Annotated in this window: 12 protein-coding genes and 1 pseudogene; 4 read left to right on the top strand and 9 right to left on the bottom strand. The window is 35.6% G+C overall.

Annotation, left to right across the window (positions count from 1 at the left end):
• The first annotated feature begins 25 nt into the window (after positions 1–25).
• Complete coding sequence (locus tag NHG49_RS04445; RefSeq protein ID WP_483861635.1) at positions 26–1,177, top strand: ABC transporter permease; 1,152 nt, start codon at positions 26–28, stop codon at positions 1,175–1,177.
• A 448-nt stretch (positions 1,178–1,625) separates the two neighbouring features.
• Entirely contained in the window at positions 1,626–2,999 is a 1,374-nt protein-coding gene (entC, locus tag NHG49_RS04440; RefSeq protein WP_258126821.1) for a cell wall-binding protein EntC, read from the top strand.
• 49 nt (positions 3,000–3,048) lie between these two features.
• Here entC and NHG49_RS04435 read toward each other — a convergent pair.
• The 8 genes and pseudogenes from NHG49_RS04435 to NHG49_RS04400 form a co-directional block, all read right to left on the bottom strand.
• Positions 3,049–3,222 (bottom strand): annotated as a pseudogene (locus NHG49_RS04435) (HEAT repeat domain-containing protein); the annotation flags it as partial.
• 88 nt (positions 3,223–3,310) lie between these two features.
• Positions 3,311–4,396, bottom strand: coding sequence for a DUF871 domain-containing protein (locus tag NHG49_RS04430; protein ID WP_064473882.1), 1,086 nt, complete (start codon positions 4,394–4,396; stop codon positions 3,311–3,313).
• The gene (locus tag NHG49_RS04425) at positions 4,386–4,664 is read right to left on the bottom strand and encodes a hypothetical protein (RefSeq protein ID WP_000900036.1); all 279 of its coding nucleotides are present in this window, start codon (positions 4,662–4,664) and stop codon (positions 4,386–4,388) included. Before NHG49_RS04425 ends, NHG49_RS04430 begins: the two co-directional genes overlap by 11 nt.
• Positions 4,640–5,950, bottom strand: coding sequence for a PTS sugar transporter subunit IIC (locus tag NHG49_RS04420; RefSeq protein WP_064473884.1), 1,311 nt, complete (start codon positions 5,948–5,950; stop codon positions 4,640–4,642). The genes NHG49_RS04425 and NHG49_RS04420 overlap by 25 nt, the downstream gene beginning before the upstream one ends.
• A gap of 79 nt (positions 5,951–6,029) precedes the next feature.
• On the bottom strand, positions 6,030–6,335 hold the full coding sequence (locus tag NHG49_RS04415) for a PTS sugar transporter subunit IIB (protein ID WP_064473885.1): 306 nt from the start codon (positions 6,333–6,335) through the stop codon (positions 6,030–6,032).
• Between the two features lies 1 nt (position 6,336).
• The gene (locus NHG49_RS04410; protein ID WP_000131328.1) at positions 6,337–6,657 is read right to left on the bottom strand and encodes a PTS lactose/cellobiose transporter subunit IIA; all 321 of its coding nucleotides are present in this window, start codon (positions 6,655–6,657) and stop codon (positions 6,337–6,339) included.
• 111 nt (positions 6,658–6,768) lie between these two features.
• Positions 6,769–8,709 (bottom strand): BglG family transcription antiterminator, encoded by a 1,941-nt coding sequence (locus tag NHG49_RS04405; RefSeq protein WP_258125574.1) that lies wholly within the window; start codon positions 8,707–8,709, stop codon positions 6,769–6,771.
• Between the two features lie 76 nt (positions 8,710–8,785).
• Positions 8,786–9,874: a DUF871 domain-containing protein gene (locus NHG49_RS04400; protein ID WP_064473887.1), complete on the bottom strand. Its 1,089-nt coding sequence runs from the start codon at positions 9,872–9,874 to the stop codon at positions 8,786–8,788.
• 319 nt (positions 9,875–10,193) lie between these two features.
• Here NHG49_RS04400 and NHG49_RS04395 point away from each other — a divergent pair, with 319 nt between their 5' ends.
• Both NHG49_RS04395 and NHG49_RS04390 read left to right on the top strand, forming a co-directional pair.
• Positions 10,194–11,396 (top strand): MFS transporter, encoded by a 1,203-nt coding sequence (locus NHG49_RS04395; RefSeq protein WP_000503276.1) that lies wholly within the window; start codon positions 10,194–10,196, stop codon positions 11,394–11,396.
• Between the two features lie 332 nt (positions 11,397–11,728).
• Positions 11,729–13,384, top strand: coding sequence for a Na/Pi cotransporter family protein (locus NHG49_RS04390; RefSeq protein ID WP_064473889.1), 1,656 nt, complete (start codon positions 11,729–11,731; stop codon positions 13,382–13,384).
• 35 nt (positions 13,385–13,419) lie between these two features.
• On the opposite strand, the gene NHG49_RS04385 is transcribed toward NHG49_RS04390, so the two are convergent.
• Complete coding sequence (locus tag NHG49_RS04385) at positions 13,420–14,418, bottom strand: YhdH/YhfP family quinone oxidoreductase (protein WP_064473890.1); 999 nt, start codon at positions 14,416–14,418, stop codon at positions 13,420–13,422.
• Between the last annotated feature and the right edge of the window lie 184 nt (positions 14,419–14,602).

The raw sequence follows: 14,602 nt of genomic DNA, 5'->3' as shown, positions 1-14,602 counted from the left end.
TTTGAACACGAGTGAAAATATACGCATGGCCCTTTCCTCTATCTTTGCCCATAAAATGCGTTCTATATTAACGATGTTAGGTATTATTATCGGTATTAGTGCCATTATTACTATCATCTCAATGGGGGATGGTACAAACGCAAAGTTTAAAAAAGAGTTAGGCCAAGGAAAAGATACTGAAGTAACGATTTACTACAACAACCCTGATTACGGAACTGATAGTGCCAAAATTACAGCTGATATGTTAAAACGTCTTCAAACTGTTCCTGGTGTTAAAGATGTGTATCCAGATGTAAGTATGAAAGTAAAAGCATCTTCTGGTTCAAAAGATGTCTCTCTTGATTTAAAAGGTGGAACAGGCGCCTTCACGACAGATGCGAAAATAAAATTAGTTCACGGTCGTGAATTAAATGATAGTGAATTAAAGCAAGCAATTCCTGCTGTTATTTTAAATGAAGAAGCTTTCAACAAATTGTTTAATGGTTGGGAATCAAATTTATATACTGATATAAAAGGAAAGCCATATAAAGTAGTCGGTGTGTATGAAGCAAAAAATGATTTCGGAATGGCTATGTCAGAAGGTTATACATCACTTGAAAACGCTCCTGTAATCTCAGGAGTAACTGAGTATGACTCTGTAAGATTAATATTAACTTCGCCAGCAGAACGTAAAAGTGTAGAAAAACAAGCTGCTTCTGTTTTAAACGAAATGAAAGCTCCTAAATTTGAGCATAAATTCGAAGCACAAGATTTAGGTGAATTTACGAAGCAATTAGACGAGTCCATCGGTATGATGAAAATGGTATTCGGTGGTATCGCTGCTATTTCTTTACTTGTTGGTGGTATCGGTGTAATGAACATTATGCTTGTATCTGTAACAGAACGTACACGTGAGATCGGTATTCGTAAAGCACTTGGTGCAACGCGCGGTAAAGTATTAACACAATTCTTAATTGAATCTTGTATTTTAACAGGACTCGGTGGTTTCATCGGATTCATGCTCGGTATCTTCTTCGCTTGGATCGTCTCAATCTTTGCCGGATGGCCACTCGTTATCTCAAAAGAACTTGGACTTCTTTCAGTAGGTATCTCAATGCTAATCGGTATTGCATTCGGTTTACTACCAGCGAACAAAGCTGCAAAACTTGATCCAATTGAATGTTTACGATATGAGTAAATAAAAAACGTAGGAGTTTACACTCCTACGTTTTTTATTTATCTATTAAATCGTGTTTCTTCTATTATATATGTTTCACGTTATCAACACCTTTAATTATTTTAGCGTACTAAAGCTATTATAGAATCCTATTATTGCAAAAATAATATGTGAAAGACTAAAATCAAGGCGTAATTTTTTCCATACCTCGACTTATTTTGTAACAATTATAGCGATATTTCATTGATTTTCACCTCATTTATATTTCTCCACAACTAAAATAGTTATCTTTACATAACTAATCTCCTGTTCCAACAGCAAAAAACGTCGTTTTTGTAACAATTAAGAAATAATTACGTAATACTACAGAAACATTATTAACCTATTAGAAATTGAAATACTCTCATTTTTATGTATCACATGCTCTAACCTCCCCTAACAACTATAAGAAAGCGCTTTTAGGATATTACTGGAATTATTACAGAATATTAATGACCCGTTACGAATGCTTTGTAGTTTTGTGTTTTCCGCAAATAAGAAAATAATGGTTGCTATAATGAGGTCAACGAAAACAAATGCAATGGAGGCTATTATGAAAAAATTTATGGGTATAGCAACAGCAGCGGTTTTTGGTCTTGGGATTTTCACAACATCTGCTAAAGCAGAAACGATTGTAACAACTGACGTACTAAACGTACGAGAAAACCCAACTACTGAATCACAAGTTGTCGGAAAGTTATTAGATGGATATAAAGTTAACGTTTTACATACAGAAAACGGATGGTCAAAAGTGAAATTGAATAGCGGTAAAGAAGCTTTCATTAGCGCTGACTATACAAAAGACACTTACTACGTAACAGCAAACGTATTAAACGTACGTGCTGGTGCAAACACAGACTCAGAAATTATTGGTAAGTTGAAACAGGATGACGTAATCGAAACAACACACCAAGTGCAAAATGACTGGATTCAATTTGAATATAACGGAAAAACAGCTTATGTTCATGTTCCTTACTTAACAGGTAAAGCTCCAGTTAAAGTTCAACCAGCAGTTAAAGTGGAAAAAACAACTAAAGTTCAAGATACAGCTAAAGCTGTGGAAGCAACTAAAGCTCGTGAAGTAGCTGAAACGCAAGCAAAAGCTAAGGCTCAAGAGGCAACTAAAGCTCGTGAAGCAGCTGAAGCTCAAGCAGAAGCTAAGGCTCAAGAGGCAACTAAAGCTCGTGAAGCAGCTAAAGCTCAAGCAGAAGCTAAAGCTCAGGCAGCAGCTGAAGCTAAAGCAGAAGCTAAGGCCGGGGAAGCAGCTAAAGCTCGTGAAGCGGCTAAAGCCGAGGCAGCAGCTGAAGCTCAAGCAGCGGCTAAAGCTCAAGAGGCAGCTAAAGCTCGTGAAGCAGCTAAAGCTCAAGAAGCAGCTGAAGCTCGTGAAGCGGCTAAAGCTCAAGAGGCAGCTAAAGCTCGTGAAACGGCTAAAGCTCAAAAACCAACTACACAACAACCTGTTGCAAAAGAAACTGAAACAAGTGCACCATCATCTTCTCGTGAACTACGTGTTGTAGCAACAGCTTACACAGCAGACCCACTTGAAAATGGTTATAAAGCAGGCGACCAAGTAAAATCAGCTTTAGGTCATAACTTAACAGCTAATCCAAACATGAAACTTATTGCAGTTGACCCAAGTGTAATTCCATTAGGTTCAAAAGTATGGGTTGAAGGTTACGGAGTAGCAATCGCTGGTGATACTGGTGGAGCTATTAAAGGAAATAAAATCGACGTTTTAATGCCTGATAAAGGTACATCAAGTAACTGGGGACGTAAAACAGTTACAGTTAAAGTATTAAACTAGTTCGTATAAAAAGAGTCAGTCTCATTGAGGCTGACTCTTTTTTTGATTCTCACATTCTAACTTTCTCTTGAAAGTAACTAATATGATCCCGAATCCACTTTCGCTCTGACATAAATAAGTTCCCTCGTTTGTTATATACTTTATCAAACGCCTTTAAAACTTCTTCATGATTAACAAACTTATGTAAAAAACGAAGAGCGATGACAATCTCCTTCTCTCCCGTCCAAATTAAATCTATCTCTTTGCATTCTATATACGATAGATTACTATTTCAACAGAACAAAGAGGATGCCATAGCATCCTCTCCTCCCCTATTCCACACAAGTAAACTGCGTCCAAGCTCCTACATAATCTAGTAAGAATAACTCTTCTTCCGCAATTGTACCGACAATATTTTTCCGTTCATCTATCGGCATTTCTTTTAGAATGATTTGCAGTTCACCTTTATACTTACCAAATGAGTTGTTCCCAATTACAACTTGCCCTCTTTCCTGTCGTACACTTTCGCGCACTGGGAAGTCATAGTCTTTGTACTTTTTACGTACTTCTGTAGAACGTACCATATATTCTGTTATGTCGCCGCGTCTTACGTGTAATTCTTGCAGTGTCGCTTTCTTCTCTACTTCAGTCGCTTCTTCTACAAAGTGTACCTTTAGCTGTAACATGTAACGATTTAAGTTTCCTAGTTTCTCTAACTCTTCTTCACTCGCATAAGCATTTCCGATAATAACATCATCAATAAGCCCTGTTGCCCATAAATGTTTCGCTTGTACTTCAATCGGTAAATTTCGATGTTGTTCTAACGTACATAATCCGTCATTAATATCCCATGGACCGATGTCGGCTGCATGTGACGTAATAAAGGCTGCCGTACGAATACTGTGTTTTTTAAAGCGTTCACTACAGCGAATGAAATAATCATACGGAAGACCAGTAAATTTTTGCGGATAGAAATTATGACAACCAATTAAAGCTGGTTTATTCGCCTGATGCGAAAGAATATTTTCTAAGTATGCAATATCGTTACTTACGTTTAGCTCAATTTTTAAGCCGTACGGATTATTCGTCATTTTTGCTTCTGTTAATCCGTCAAAACCTAAATCTAAACGAATACCATCTGCACCTAACTCTGCAAAGAATGATAGGTCGCTATAACTAATACCAAGTTGATCAAATACTGCCGGAGCTACATCTAAAATAACTTCCATATTATTATCTTTTGCATGATTAATAATTTCTTTAAATTCAGCTACAATTTCTTCTTTCGGTCGATTCACAGATAATAGACATGTGAATATTCTTGAAAAACCGTGGCGTGCCGCTGCCGAAATGTATACCATATCTTTTTCTTTCGTTGAATGCTCTGGATAAAGTGAAATCCCTAATTTACGCTCCATGCTTTTGCATCTCCTTCACACGTTGTATTAATGCCATGCTCGTAAATCTATATTTTGCAGATAAACATGTTGCACATAAAATCGTTGGTACAATGATTACGTACGGTGATTGTAACCCTAACATTACATAGGCACCCATTGAACTACCGATAAATACAATTGATACGAGTAGTAAAACTAATAAAGATTTACTTTGTACCCATTTTGAATAATGTGCAATACACTGCCCCGCTACGAATGTAATTAAGATGATAATTGCTCCGAGCATTCTGTTTTCTCCTCTCCTGCTACTTGTTGTTTCTCATACATTTTGAAGAATGGATAGTAAATAACAAATGAGATAACAAAGTTAACAAGTACAAGTACACCAGCCATAATGGTCCAGTCTGTACTAATAATCGCTGCAATTGGTGCTAACATCGTAAATGGCAGTTTCGCCATCATGAGCGGAATCATGCCTGAAACAACTGCGAAATATGATACTGTCGTTGTCACTAACGGTGTTATAACGAATGGAATAATTAAAATTGGATTCATTACAATTGGTGCCCCGAAAATAATCGGTTCGTTAATATTGAATAAACCTGGCACGAATGATAATCTACCTAACTCTTTTAGGAACTTAGATTTAGAGAACATAAACATAATAACTAAAGCTAATGTTGAACCTGATCCCCCGATCCATACGAACCATTGAATAAATTGCTCTGTAAATAAGTTTGGTAATTGATGTGCATTTCCTGTAGCTGTGAATACTTCCATATTTTCAAGAATTGCTGAATCCCACATTGGACGAATGATTGGTCCTAAAATCGCTGGGCCATGTATACCGAATGACCAGAAGAACACGATTAAGAATACTGTTAATAAACCGCCGAATAAATTATTTCCTACTAATACTGATTTTAGTGGTGCGATTAAATATGTGATTGTTGTATTCACATCGAATTTCAAACCGTAACGAATACCCCAGAATAAAAGAATAACAACTAAAGTTGGAATTAATGCTGCAAACGAGTTTGCAACTGCTGGTGGTACACTGTCTGGTAACTTAATCGAGATATTATGCTTAATCATAAAGTGATAAATTTCTACTGCAATTAAAGCTGTAACAATTGCTCCGAATAAAGACGTTGCACTTAATGTTCCTACTGAAATGTATCTTCCTGCATCAATAACACCTGGTACAGCTTTCGTAATTTGAATTGGTTCAACTGATGCTAGTAAAAAGGCGAGTACAGATAACAACCCTGCACTTAACTGATTGAGCTGATAGAAGTTTGCGAGTGAAGCTCCTACCCCAAATGCTGCGTATAACGCCATTAAACCTACTGTAAATCGGAATGGAATATCTAAAATATGGCGAAATGGTGCAATCCACTCCATATACGCATCAATTGGTAAATTTAAAAAGATAACGAAAAATGATCCGACAATCGTTAACGGCAATGTAGAAATAACTCCGTTTCGAATTGCTAATAAATGTCGTTGTCCTGCAATCTTTTGCGTTGTTGGCATAATCTTTTGTTCCATAAAACTCATAAAACTATTCATCAATACCCCTCCTCTTTCTTTTTACTGTGCAAGAACAAAAAGTTATAACATTATAATGTTTATATTTAAAAAAATATAATTATGCTAAAACTAATTGTTCTGCTTGTTTCAGTACTTTTAAACCGTCACACATGCCATAATCTCTTTGTTCTATTATTGCAACCGGTATATCGTATGACTTCGCAAGAAACTGTACCGCTGGAAACAAATACTTCACTTGTGGTCCGATTAAAACAACATCAGCACTTTTTATTTCCAGTTTCACAAGTTCTGAATCAACTGCTTTAATTTTATAATCCTTCCCTTGTTTCTTTGCCTCTTCTTGCATTTTTCTTACAACCATACTCGTTGACATGCCTGCTGCACAACATAATAAAATGTACATCTTATACTGTCACTTTCTCTTCTACTCGTTTATGAAGAGTGATAAATTCTTCAGCAAGTTCTTTCACTGTAATTGCATTCATTAAATGATCTTGTGCATGCACCAACAGTAAACTGATTTCTGCATGATTTCCTCTTGCTTCCTCTTGAATTAAGTCTGTTTGAATACGATGAGCTGCTGAAATTTCTTCACTAGCAAGTGTCATCTTTTCACTCGCATTCTCAAAATCTCCTTGTCTTGCAAAAGCAATTGCTTCAAGCGCCGCGCTTCTCGCATTGCCACCATGTAAAATTAACGCAAATGGAGTTTGCATATCAGTCATTTTAAATTCCCCCAAGCTATCTTTTTTCTATATTGTTATCTTATTATGAAAACGCATACAATTAAACATAAAAAACTTCCGTTGTGTAACGGAAGTTTTTACATACTTTTCTTATATAGATAGTAATACCTCTTGGAAATCTTCAATTCCTTCAACATGCGTTAATTTCTCTATCGCACTTTGACTAGACATAATATCATATAAAAAATCATACAGCCGTTGTAAATCTTCATTATTATTACGTTTTACACTAAATAAAATAATAACTTGTACTTTTTTATCTCCCCAGTCAACGGACTTATCAAGTGTACAAAACATCAAAAATGTTTTCTCACTTAATAACTGCATCGGATGAGGAATCGCAACTAAATTCCCAACCGCTGTCGGAGATGTATTTTCTCTTTCCATAACAGAATCATAAAAGTTTTCTGGTACATAGTTTTTCTCAGCAGCTTTCTCACATAAAAACTGAATAACCTCTTCCTTCGTAGAAGCGCTATGATTTAAAAAGATTAAATCTTCCTTTATATACTGCTGCACGCTAGTATTCACATGCATAAACAACTGCTGGCCGATTGACTTAAGCTCTTTATCATCAAATATTGAGTTCACTTTTATAACAGGCACAGGCAAACCACTCGGTATATGAATCGTACTAATAATACAATCTATTTTATCTTTATAAAGGTCTTCCACTTTCAATTGATAATAACCTGTAATCCCTACAATCTCTAATTTATCTCGGAACTGTGATAAAATTTTATATTTCAATAGCTGAGCGCTTCCTTGACCAGTCGCACAAACTAGTAAACATCTTTTCTTTTGATTCTGTTCCTGTAAACGACTCATCGCTCCGCCGAAGTGAATCGCAATATAACCAATTTCACTTTCCGGAATCGATTCTCCCGTATATTCACCAATTATATCTCCTACGAGAACCGCAATTTCAAAAGCATACGGATAATTCTTTTTCACTTCTGCCAATAGAGGATTTCTCGTATTTAACTTATACTTCAAACGGTTTAATAACGTTTTTAAATGAACACCAAAACCAAATAATAATTCTTCATCATAATAAAAAATAAGATTCCGTTCTTCCGCTACTTTAAAAAGAATATGTTGCATAAATGCATATAGATCTTTCCCTAATAGCTCTTCCACATTTTCATAACGATCTCTCGCTGTAACAGCAGTACTTAATAAATGCATCGTCACATATAAAACTTCTTCTTCTGGAAATAAAAGATGCAACTCTTTCTCTAAATCCCCTACAATCTGTTTCGCAATTGTATATTCTTTCTTTATGATAAGTTCTGATTGCTCCGCATTTAGTCCTTTCATATAATGTTGATCTTCACAACGCCTTAATGCAATTGCAATATGAATGACTAAATTATCAATTTCAATATCTGATAAATATATCGTTCCTCCCTCGATATACTTTAATATAACCGAACGGATAAGTGGGATATGAGGTAACGATAAATATGTATCCCTCTGTTCAAATTGCTCATGAAACGGAGTATGATCATAACGCGGTAAACCATATTGTGATAAACAAGAACGAATATGAAACTCCTCTCCCACAATACGTATACCATAATACGGTCTCTTTTCAATTTGTAATTGATAGCGACCACATATATCTGTCACATCTTTCATAATTAAATTCACAGTCGATTTACTCACATAAATCTCTTCTGCTAACTGTGAAAGCTTCACATACCCCTCTGTCGTTACAATACGTTGCAGAATGTACGCTATCCTTTCTTCATAAGAAGTTGGGATCTTTTCCGTCTGTTTTTGAAATAGGCCCACGCAAAACTCTTCAAACTTCTTCGTTTGTATAATTTCTAGTTCGTATCCAGTCCCTCTTTGCGATTCAATTTTCGCCCCGTTTTCTTCCAATATATCATTTAATAATTTTATATCTTTTTGAATCGTCTTCGTTGATACATGTAAACGGCTCGCTAAAAACGCTCGATTTAACATCGACTTCTCTTCTAAAAACTCCTCTAAAATAGAAATTAATCGCTGATGCACTTTTGTCATAGCTCTTCCTCTCACAATTTATATATAAAAAGGAAAAAGCTGCTGAGGTCAGTAGTTTTTTCCTTTTTCATTTTATCTATTTCTTTAATGTAAATCCGAATTTATCCCATGCTTGTAAATAATCTAATAAGAAAATTTCTTCTTCTACAATTCGGCCAACTACATTTGTTTTTCCTGTGTTCACCATATCTTTTAACGCAATTTGTAATTCACCTTTATATTGACCATACTGTTCATTATCAATTAAAAGATCACCGCGTTTAATTTCGCGTGTATTATGCGGTTTGAACTCTTCTTTCTTATATTTCACACGACTTTGTGTCGAACGAATCATATATTCAGATACATCTCCACGATAAAAATGCGGTTCCTCTAATACAATAATTTTTTCTAATTCTGTTGTTGTATCATCTAGTCCTATATCAAATGTTTGTTTCTCTTTATTTAATGCACCTAGTGCTTGTAATTCTTCTTCTGATGCATATGCATTCGCAATAATAACATCATCAATTAATTCTGTCGCAAATAAATGCTTCGCTTGTGTTGTCATCGGTAATTCACGATGCTGCTCTAACGTACATAAGCCTTCTGTTACTGGCCAAGGTCCGTACGTTGCATCAAATGATGAAATAAAAGCAGCCGTTCTCATACCGTAATCTTTAAATTGTTTCGAGCATTTAATGAAATGATCGTATGATAATCCTGAATAACGATGCGGATAAAAATTATGGCAACCAATTAAATTTTCACGATTTGGTCTATGGCTCATAATGTTATCTACATATTTCGTACCGTTACTCATATTAATTTCAATTTTTAAGCCGTATGGATTGTAAGTCATAATTGATTCTTCTAAACCAGAGAATCCGACATCTAAACGAATACCGTACGCTCCTAACTCATGGAAGAACGATAAATCATTATATGAAATACCTAATTGTGTAAAGACAGACGGACTAATATCAACTAATACTTGGAACCCTAATGCGTTTGCATGCGAGATCGTTTCTTTAAACTCTTCTATAATTTTCTCTTTCTCTCCATCTACAGACAATAAGCATGTGAATACACGTGTAAATCCGTATTTACTTGCTAATGTTAAATATTCCTTATCTTTCTCTACCGTTGAATGTTCTGGATAAATAGAAATACCTAATCGTCTCATATGTACACGCCTCTTTCTTCATTGTTTTGTAAACCTTTTCAAATATATGTAGTGAAAAAGTATATATCCCCTTCTCATTCACTACTTTTTGAATCCGCTTTCTTTAAAGAAAAAACAATTTCTATCATTCATAACAACTACAAGTCTATACATCTATACTTTACAACTTTTTTTCATAGTTGTGTAGCTTTTACACAAATTTGTCAGTTTTTCCACCTCGAAAATTGTTATACGTTTTCAAGGCACCTTCCTTGACTGTTACATTGACCAATACATATACTCGAAAGAAAAGAGAAAATTTTATATAGGGGATGAATATATGGGAGAAGCAATACTCGTAAAACGAGAATCATTATGGACGAAAGAGTTTGTCGCTTTAATTTTTGCAAACTTATGTATGTTTTTAGGGTTTCAAATGTTAATTCCTACTTTACCTGTTTATGTGAAAGAAATTGGTGGCACAAGTTCCAATATCGGATTTGTTGTAGGCATGTTTACCGTTGCAGCACTTTTTGTTCGACCGCTAACTGGAAACGCCTTGCAAAAATTCAATAAAAAAATCATTTTAATGATCGGTACTGCTATTTGTTTACTCGCTATGGGCAGTTATCTTTTCGCTTCAACCATCTTCCTATTGCTTGCCGTTCGAATTTTACATGGAGCTGGTTTTGGTATTACAACGACTACATATGGAACTGTCGTTTCAGATTTAATTCCACAAGCTCGCCGCGGAGAAGGCATGGGATATTTCGGTCTTTCTGGCACGATTGCAATGGCGCTCGGTCCACTTATCGGACTTTGGCTCATGCAAACATATAACTTCACGATTCTTTTTTTATGTGCACTTTCATGTACAATTGTTTCATTAATATTAACGAAACTACTTCAAATCAAAAAATCGCCGCAACCACCACAGCAAACATCTGGTACTTTTCTCGATGGATTTATTGAGCGCAAAGCTTTACTTCCTTCATTATTAATATTATGTATTACATTAATGTACGGAGGAATCGGGAGCTTTATTACATTATTTGCTACGGAAGTCGGAATTGCTGATATAAGCCTCTTCTTCTTATTTAATGCACTTGCAATCGCTGTCACTCGTCCGTTTTCTGGAAAGTTATACGATGCGAAAGGTCATGCATTCGTTATTATTCCAGGGGTTATCATTACGTTTACAGGTATTATTTTATTGTCGTATACAACTACCATTCCGAGTTTAATTATTGCAGCAGCATGCTACGGAAGTGGTTTTGGAGCGATTCAACCTGCACTACAAGCATGGATGATCGACCGAGTAGCACCGCACCGACGAGGAGTCGCAACAGCTACATTCTTCTCAGCATTTGATCTCGGCATTGGCGCTGGCGCAATTATATTTGGATTCATTGCACATTTTACAAACTACGCAACTGTATATCGCTATTCCTCTCTATTACTTATTGCATTCCTGTTCATTTACATCACAAGTATAAGAAAGCAAAAGCATGGAGATAAAAACAGAGAAAAAGCTGCTGGATAATTTCAGTAGCTTTTTTTATCGTATTTTTGCTGTTATAAAACTACATGCATTTTCCTACATATTTTTTTACCTTTCATCAAAAAATATACGATGAACTCGCAGACGCTTTCCTTGATATTTAACTGAAAAATACTATTCTAAAAAGTGTGATTTCTTTACAAAATTAAGATTTATATAAGATGAAAACCAATAAAATACAGCTGGTTCTTTAAGTAATTGTAAACTTTTTATCTCTTTGTAAAGTTAGTGTAAATTTTACTAACAAACCGTTTACAGTGCCTCAAGGTTCAGTTAATAATTACATCGTACATGAAATTTAAGGAGTGGAATGCGTGGAATATAATGTTCAAGATATGATCTTCCAGTTCATTGGTGGATTAGGTATTTTCTTATTCGGTATTAAATACATGGGCGATGGACTGCAACAAGCAGCTGGAGATCGTCTTCGCGATATTTTAGATCGCTTTACAACAAACCCACTTATGGGTGTACTAGCAGGTATGTTAGTTACTGTATTAATCCAATCAAGTTCAGGAACAACCGCTTTAACAGTCGGACTTGTAAGTGCCGGATTTATGACATTAAGACAAGCGATTGGTGTTATTATGGGTGCGAACATCGGAACGACAGTTACTGCATTTATTATCGGAATTAAAATCGGAGAATACGCTCTCCCAGTTATGGCAGTTGGAGCAATTTTACTATTCTTCTTTAAAAATAAAAAAGTACATTCTGTAGGTCAAGTTGTATTCGGTTTTGGTATGTTATTCTTCGGTTTAGAATTAATGAGCGCAGGTATGAAACCTCTTCGTTCTTTAGAGGCATTCCAAGAGTTAATGGTTAGCATGAGTGACAATCCAATTTTAGGAATTATTGTCGGTACAGTGTTCACTTTAATTGTACAAAGCTCAAGCGCAACAATCGGTATTTTACAAGAACTATTCGGTCAAGGTGCTATTGATTTACAAGCTGCTCTTCCTGTATTATTCGGTGATAATATCGGTACGACAATTACAGCAGTCTTAGCAGCAATCGGTACTTCAATTGCCGCAAGACGTGCAGCATTAGTTCACGTTATCTTTAATATTATCGGTACCATTATCTTTACGATTATATTAATACCATTTACAAGTTTAATTCAATATTTCCAAACGTCATTAAATTTAAATCCAGAAATGACAATTGCATTTGCACACGGAACATTTAACGTAACGAATACAATTATTCAGTTCCCATTCATTGCAGTATTAGCATGGATCGTAACAAAAATTATTCGTGGTGAAGATTCATCTATTAACTTCAAACCACAACATTTAAATCCAATCTTTATTGAGCAATCTCCAGCTATCGCTTTAACTGAAGCTCAAAAAGAGGTTGTGCGTATGGCTGAATTTTCATTACACGGCTTAAAAGAAGCGAATCAATATTTAAATACACAAGACAAAAAGCACGAAAACATGGCTACTCAATTAGAAGGAGCTATTAACAATTTAGATAAAAAAATTACCGAGTATTTAGTTTTACTATCAGAAAAGCCGCTTTCACCTTCAGACTCTGAAAAACACTCCGTTTTAGCTGGTGTTGTTGGAGATATTGAACGTGTTGGTGATCATGTAGAAAACCTTGTAGAACTTGTAGATTTCCAAATTTCAAACCGTGTTTCACTATCAGACGAAGCACTAGCTGAATTAAATGAAATGCTTGAGTTAACAATTTCAACATTACAAGATGCAATCAATGCTTTAACAAACTTCGATACTGAATTAGCTCAAACAGTTATTGCAAAAGAACGCAAAATCGACCAAATGGAACGTGTTCTTCGTAAACGTCACGTATTACGCCTAAACGAACGTAGCTGTTCAGGTGATGCAAGTATCATCTTCGTTGATATGGTAAGTAACTTAGAGCGTATCGGTGATCACGCTGTAAATATTGCTGATGGTGTTTTAGGTGAACAAGGTAAAATCAATTTAAAACAATCATTATAATGAAAAAAGAGACGCTTAAGTTAGCGTCTCTTTTTTCATTTCATATTTACAACCGTTCTTCCTTTTAACTTTCCTTGCAATATAAGTGTAAACTTTTCATCTAACTCTTCCAATGTACATTCTTCTGTATAAGATAGTAACTCATTATTTTCCCATTCACTTGCTAAGAGCGTCCACACATCTCTTCTCACATCCACTGGGCATTGCACAGAATCTATTCCTAAAAGACTTATGCCTCGCAAAATAAATGGATATACCGTTGTTTGTAATTCCTGCCCTGCCACATTACCGCACGTCGTTACACAACCACCATACTTTACCGTTTTTAAAGCGGTTTCTAGCATATGTCCACCTACAGTATCGATAACCCCGGCGTATATCCCTTTTAACATTGGTCTTCCTGATTCATCATTCAACTCCGTACGATGAATCACTTGTTTCGCTCCTAGACGTAGTAGCATCTCTTCCTCTTCCATTTTCCCTGTTGCTCCTACTACGCTAAATCCTAGCTTACTTAAAATACTAACAGCTACACTCCCTACGCCGCCTGTTGCACCCGTTACTAAAACATCTCCCATACTAGGCGTTATGCCTGCTCCAATAAGCTTATATACTGATAAAGCAGCTGTAAAACCTGCTGTCCCATACATCATACTTTCCTTTAATGACATTCCCTCTGGTAAAGGGATGATCCAAGATGCTGGCACGCGAATATATTCTCCGAAACCACCAGAAGTATTCATACCTAAATCATAACCCGTTACGATGACTTGATCGCCTACCTTAATGGTTGCATCTTCACTACTCACAACTTCTCCCGCAGCATCAATTCCTGGCGTATGAGGATATCTCCTCGTAACCCCTTTATTACCCGTGGCTGAAAGCGCATCTTTATAATTTAATGAAGAATAATGAACCTGTATTAATACGTCTCCCTCAGGTAAACTACTTACTTCTCTCTCTACAACGTTTCTTACAAACTGCTTACTTTCTGTTTCGTTCACAACGATTGCTCGGAATGATGTATGATTCATTATGCTCTCTCCTTTATCCGTAAATTTCTTCTTTATTATATAGAAGAAATAAGTAAACCTACTCATTTCTTCTTGGCTATATTTCAACAAATCTTACTTCTCTATTACTTTCTCACAATACATATTTTCATTTCTACTAAAACAACTTATACTTATTCTACATCTCAAAAATAAAATATAAAAA

The organism is Bacillus sp. IBL03825 (assembly GCF_024712505.1).
Classification (GTDB): Bacteria; Bacillota; Bacilli; order Bacillales; family Bacillaceae_G; genus Bacillus_A; species Bacillus_A wiedmannii.
This window is presented reverse-complemented; position numbering and strand designations above follow the sequence as displayed.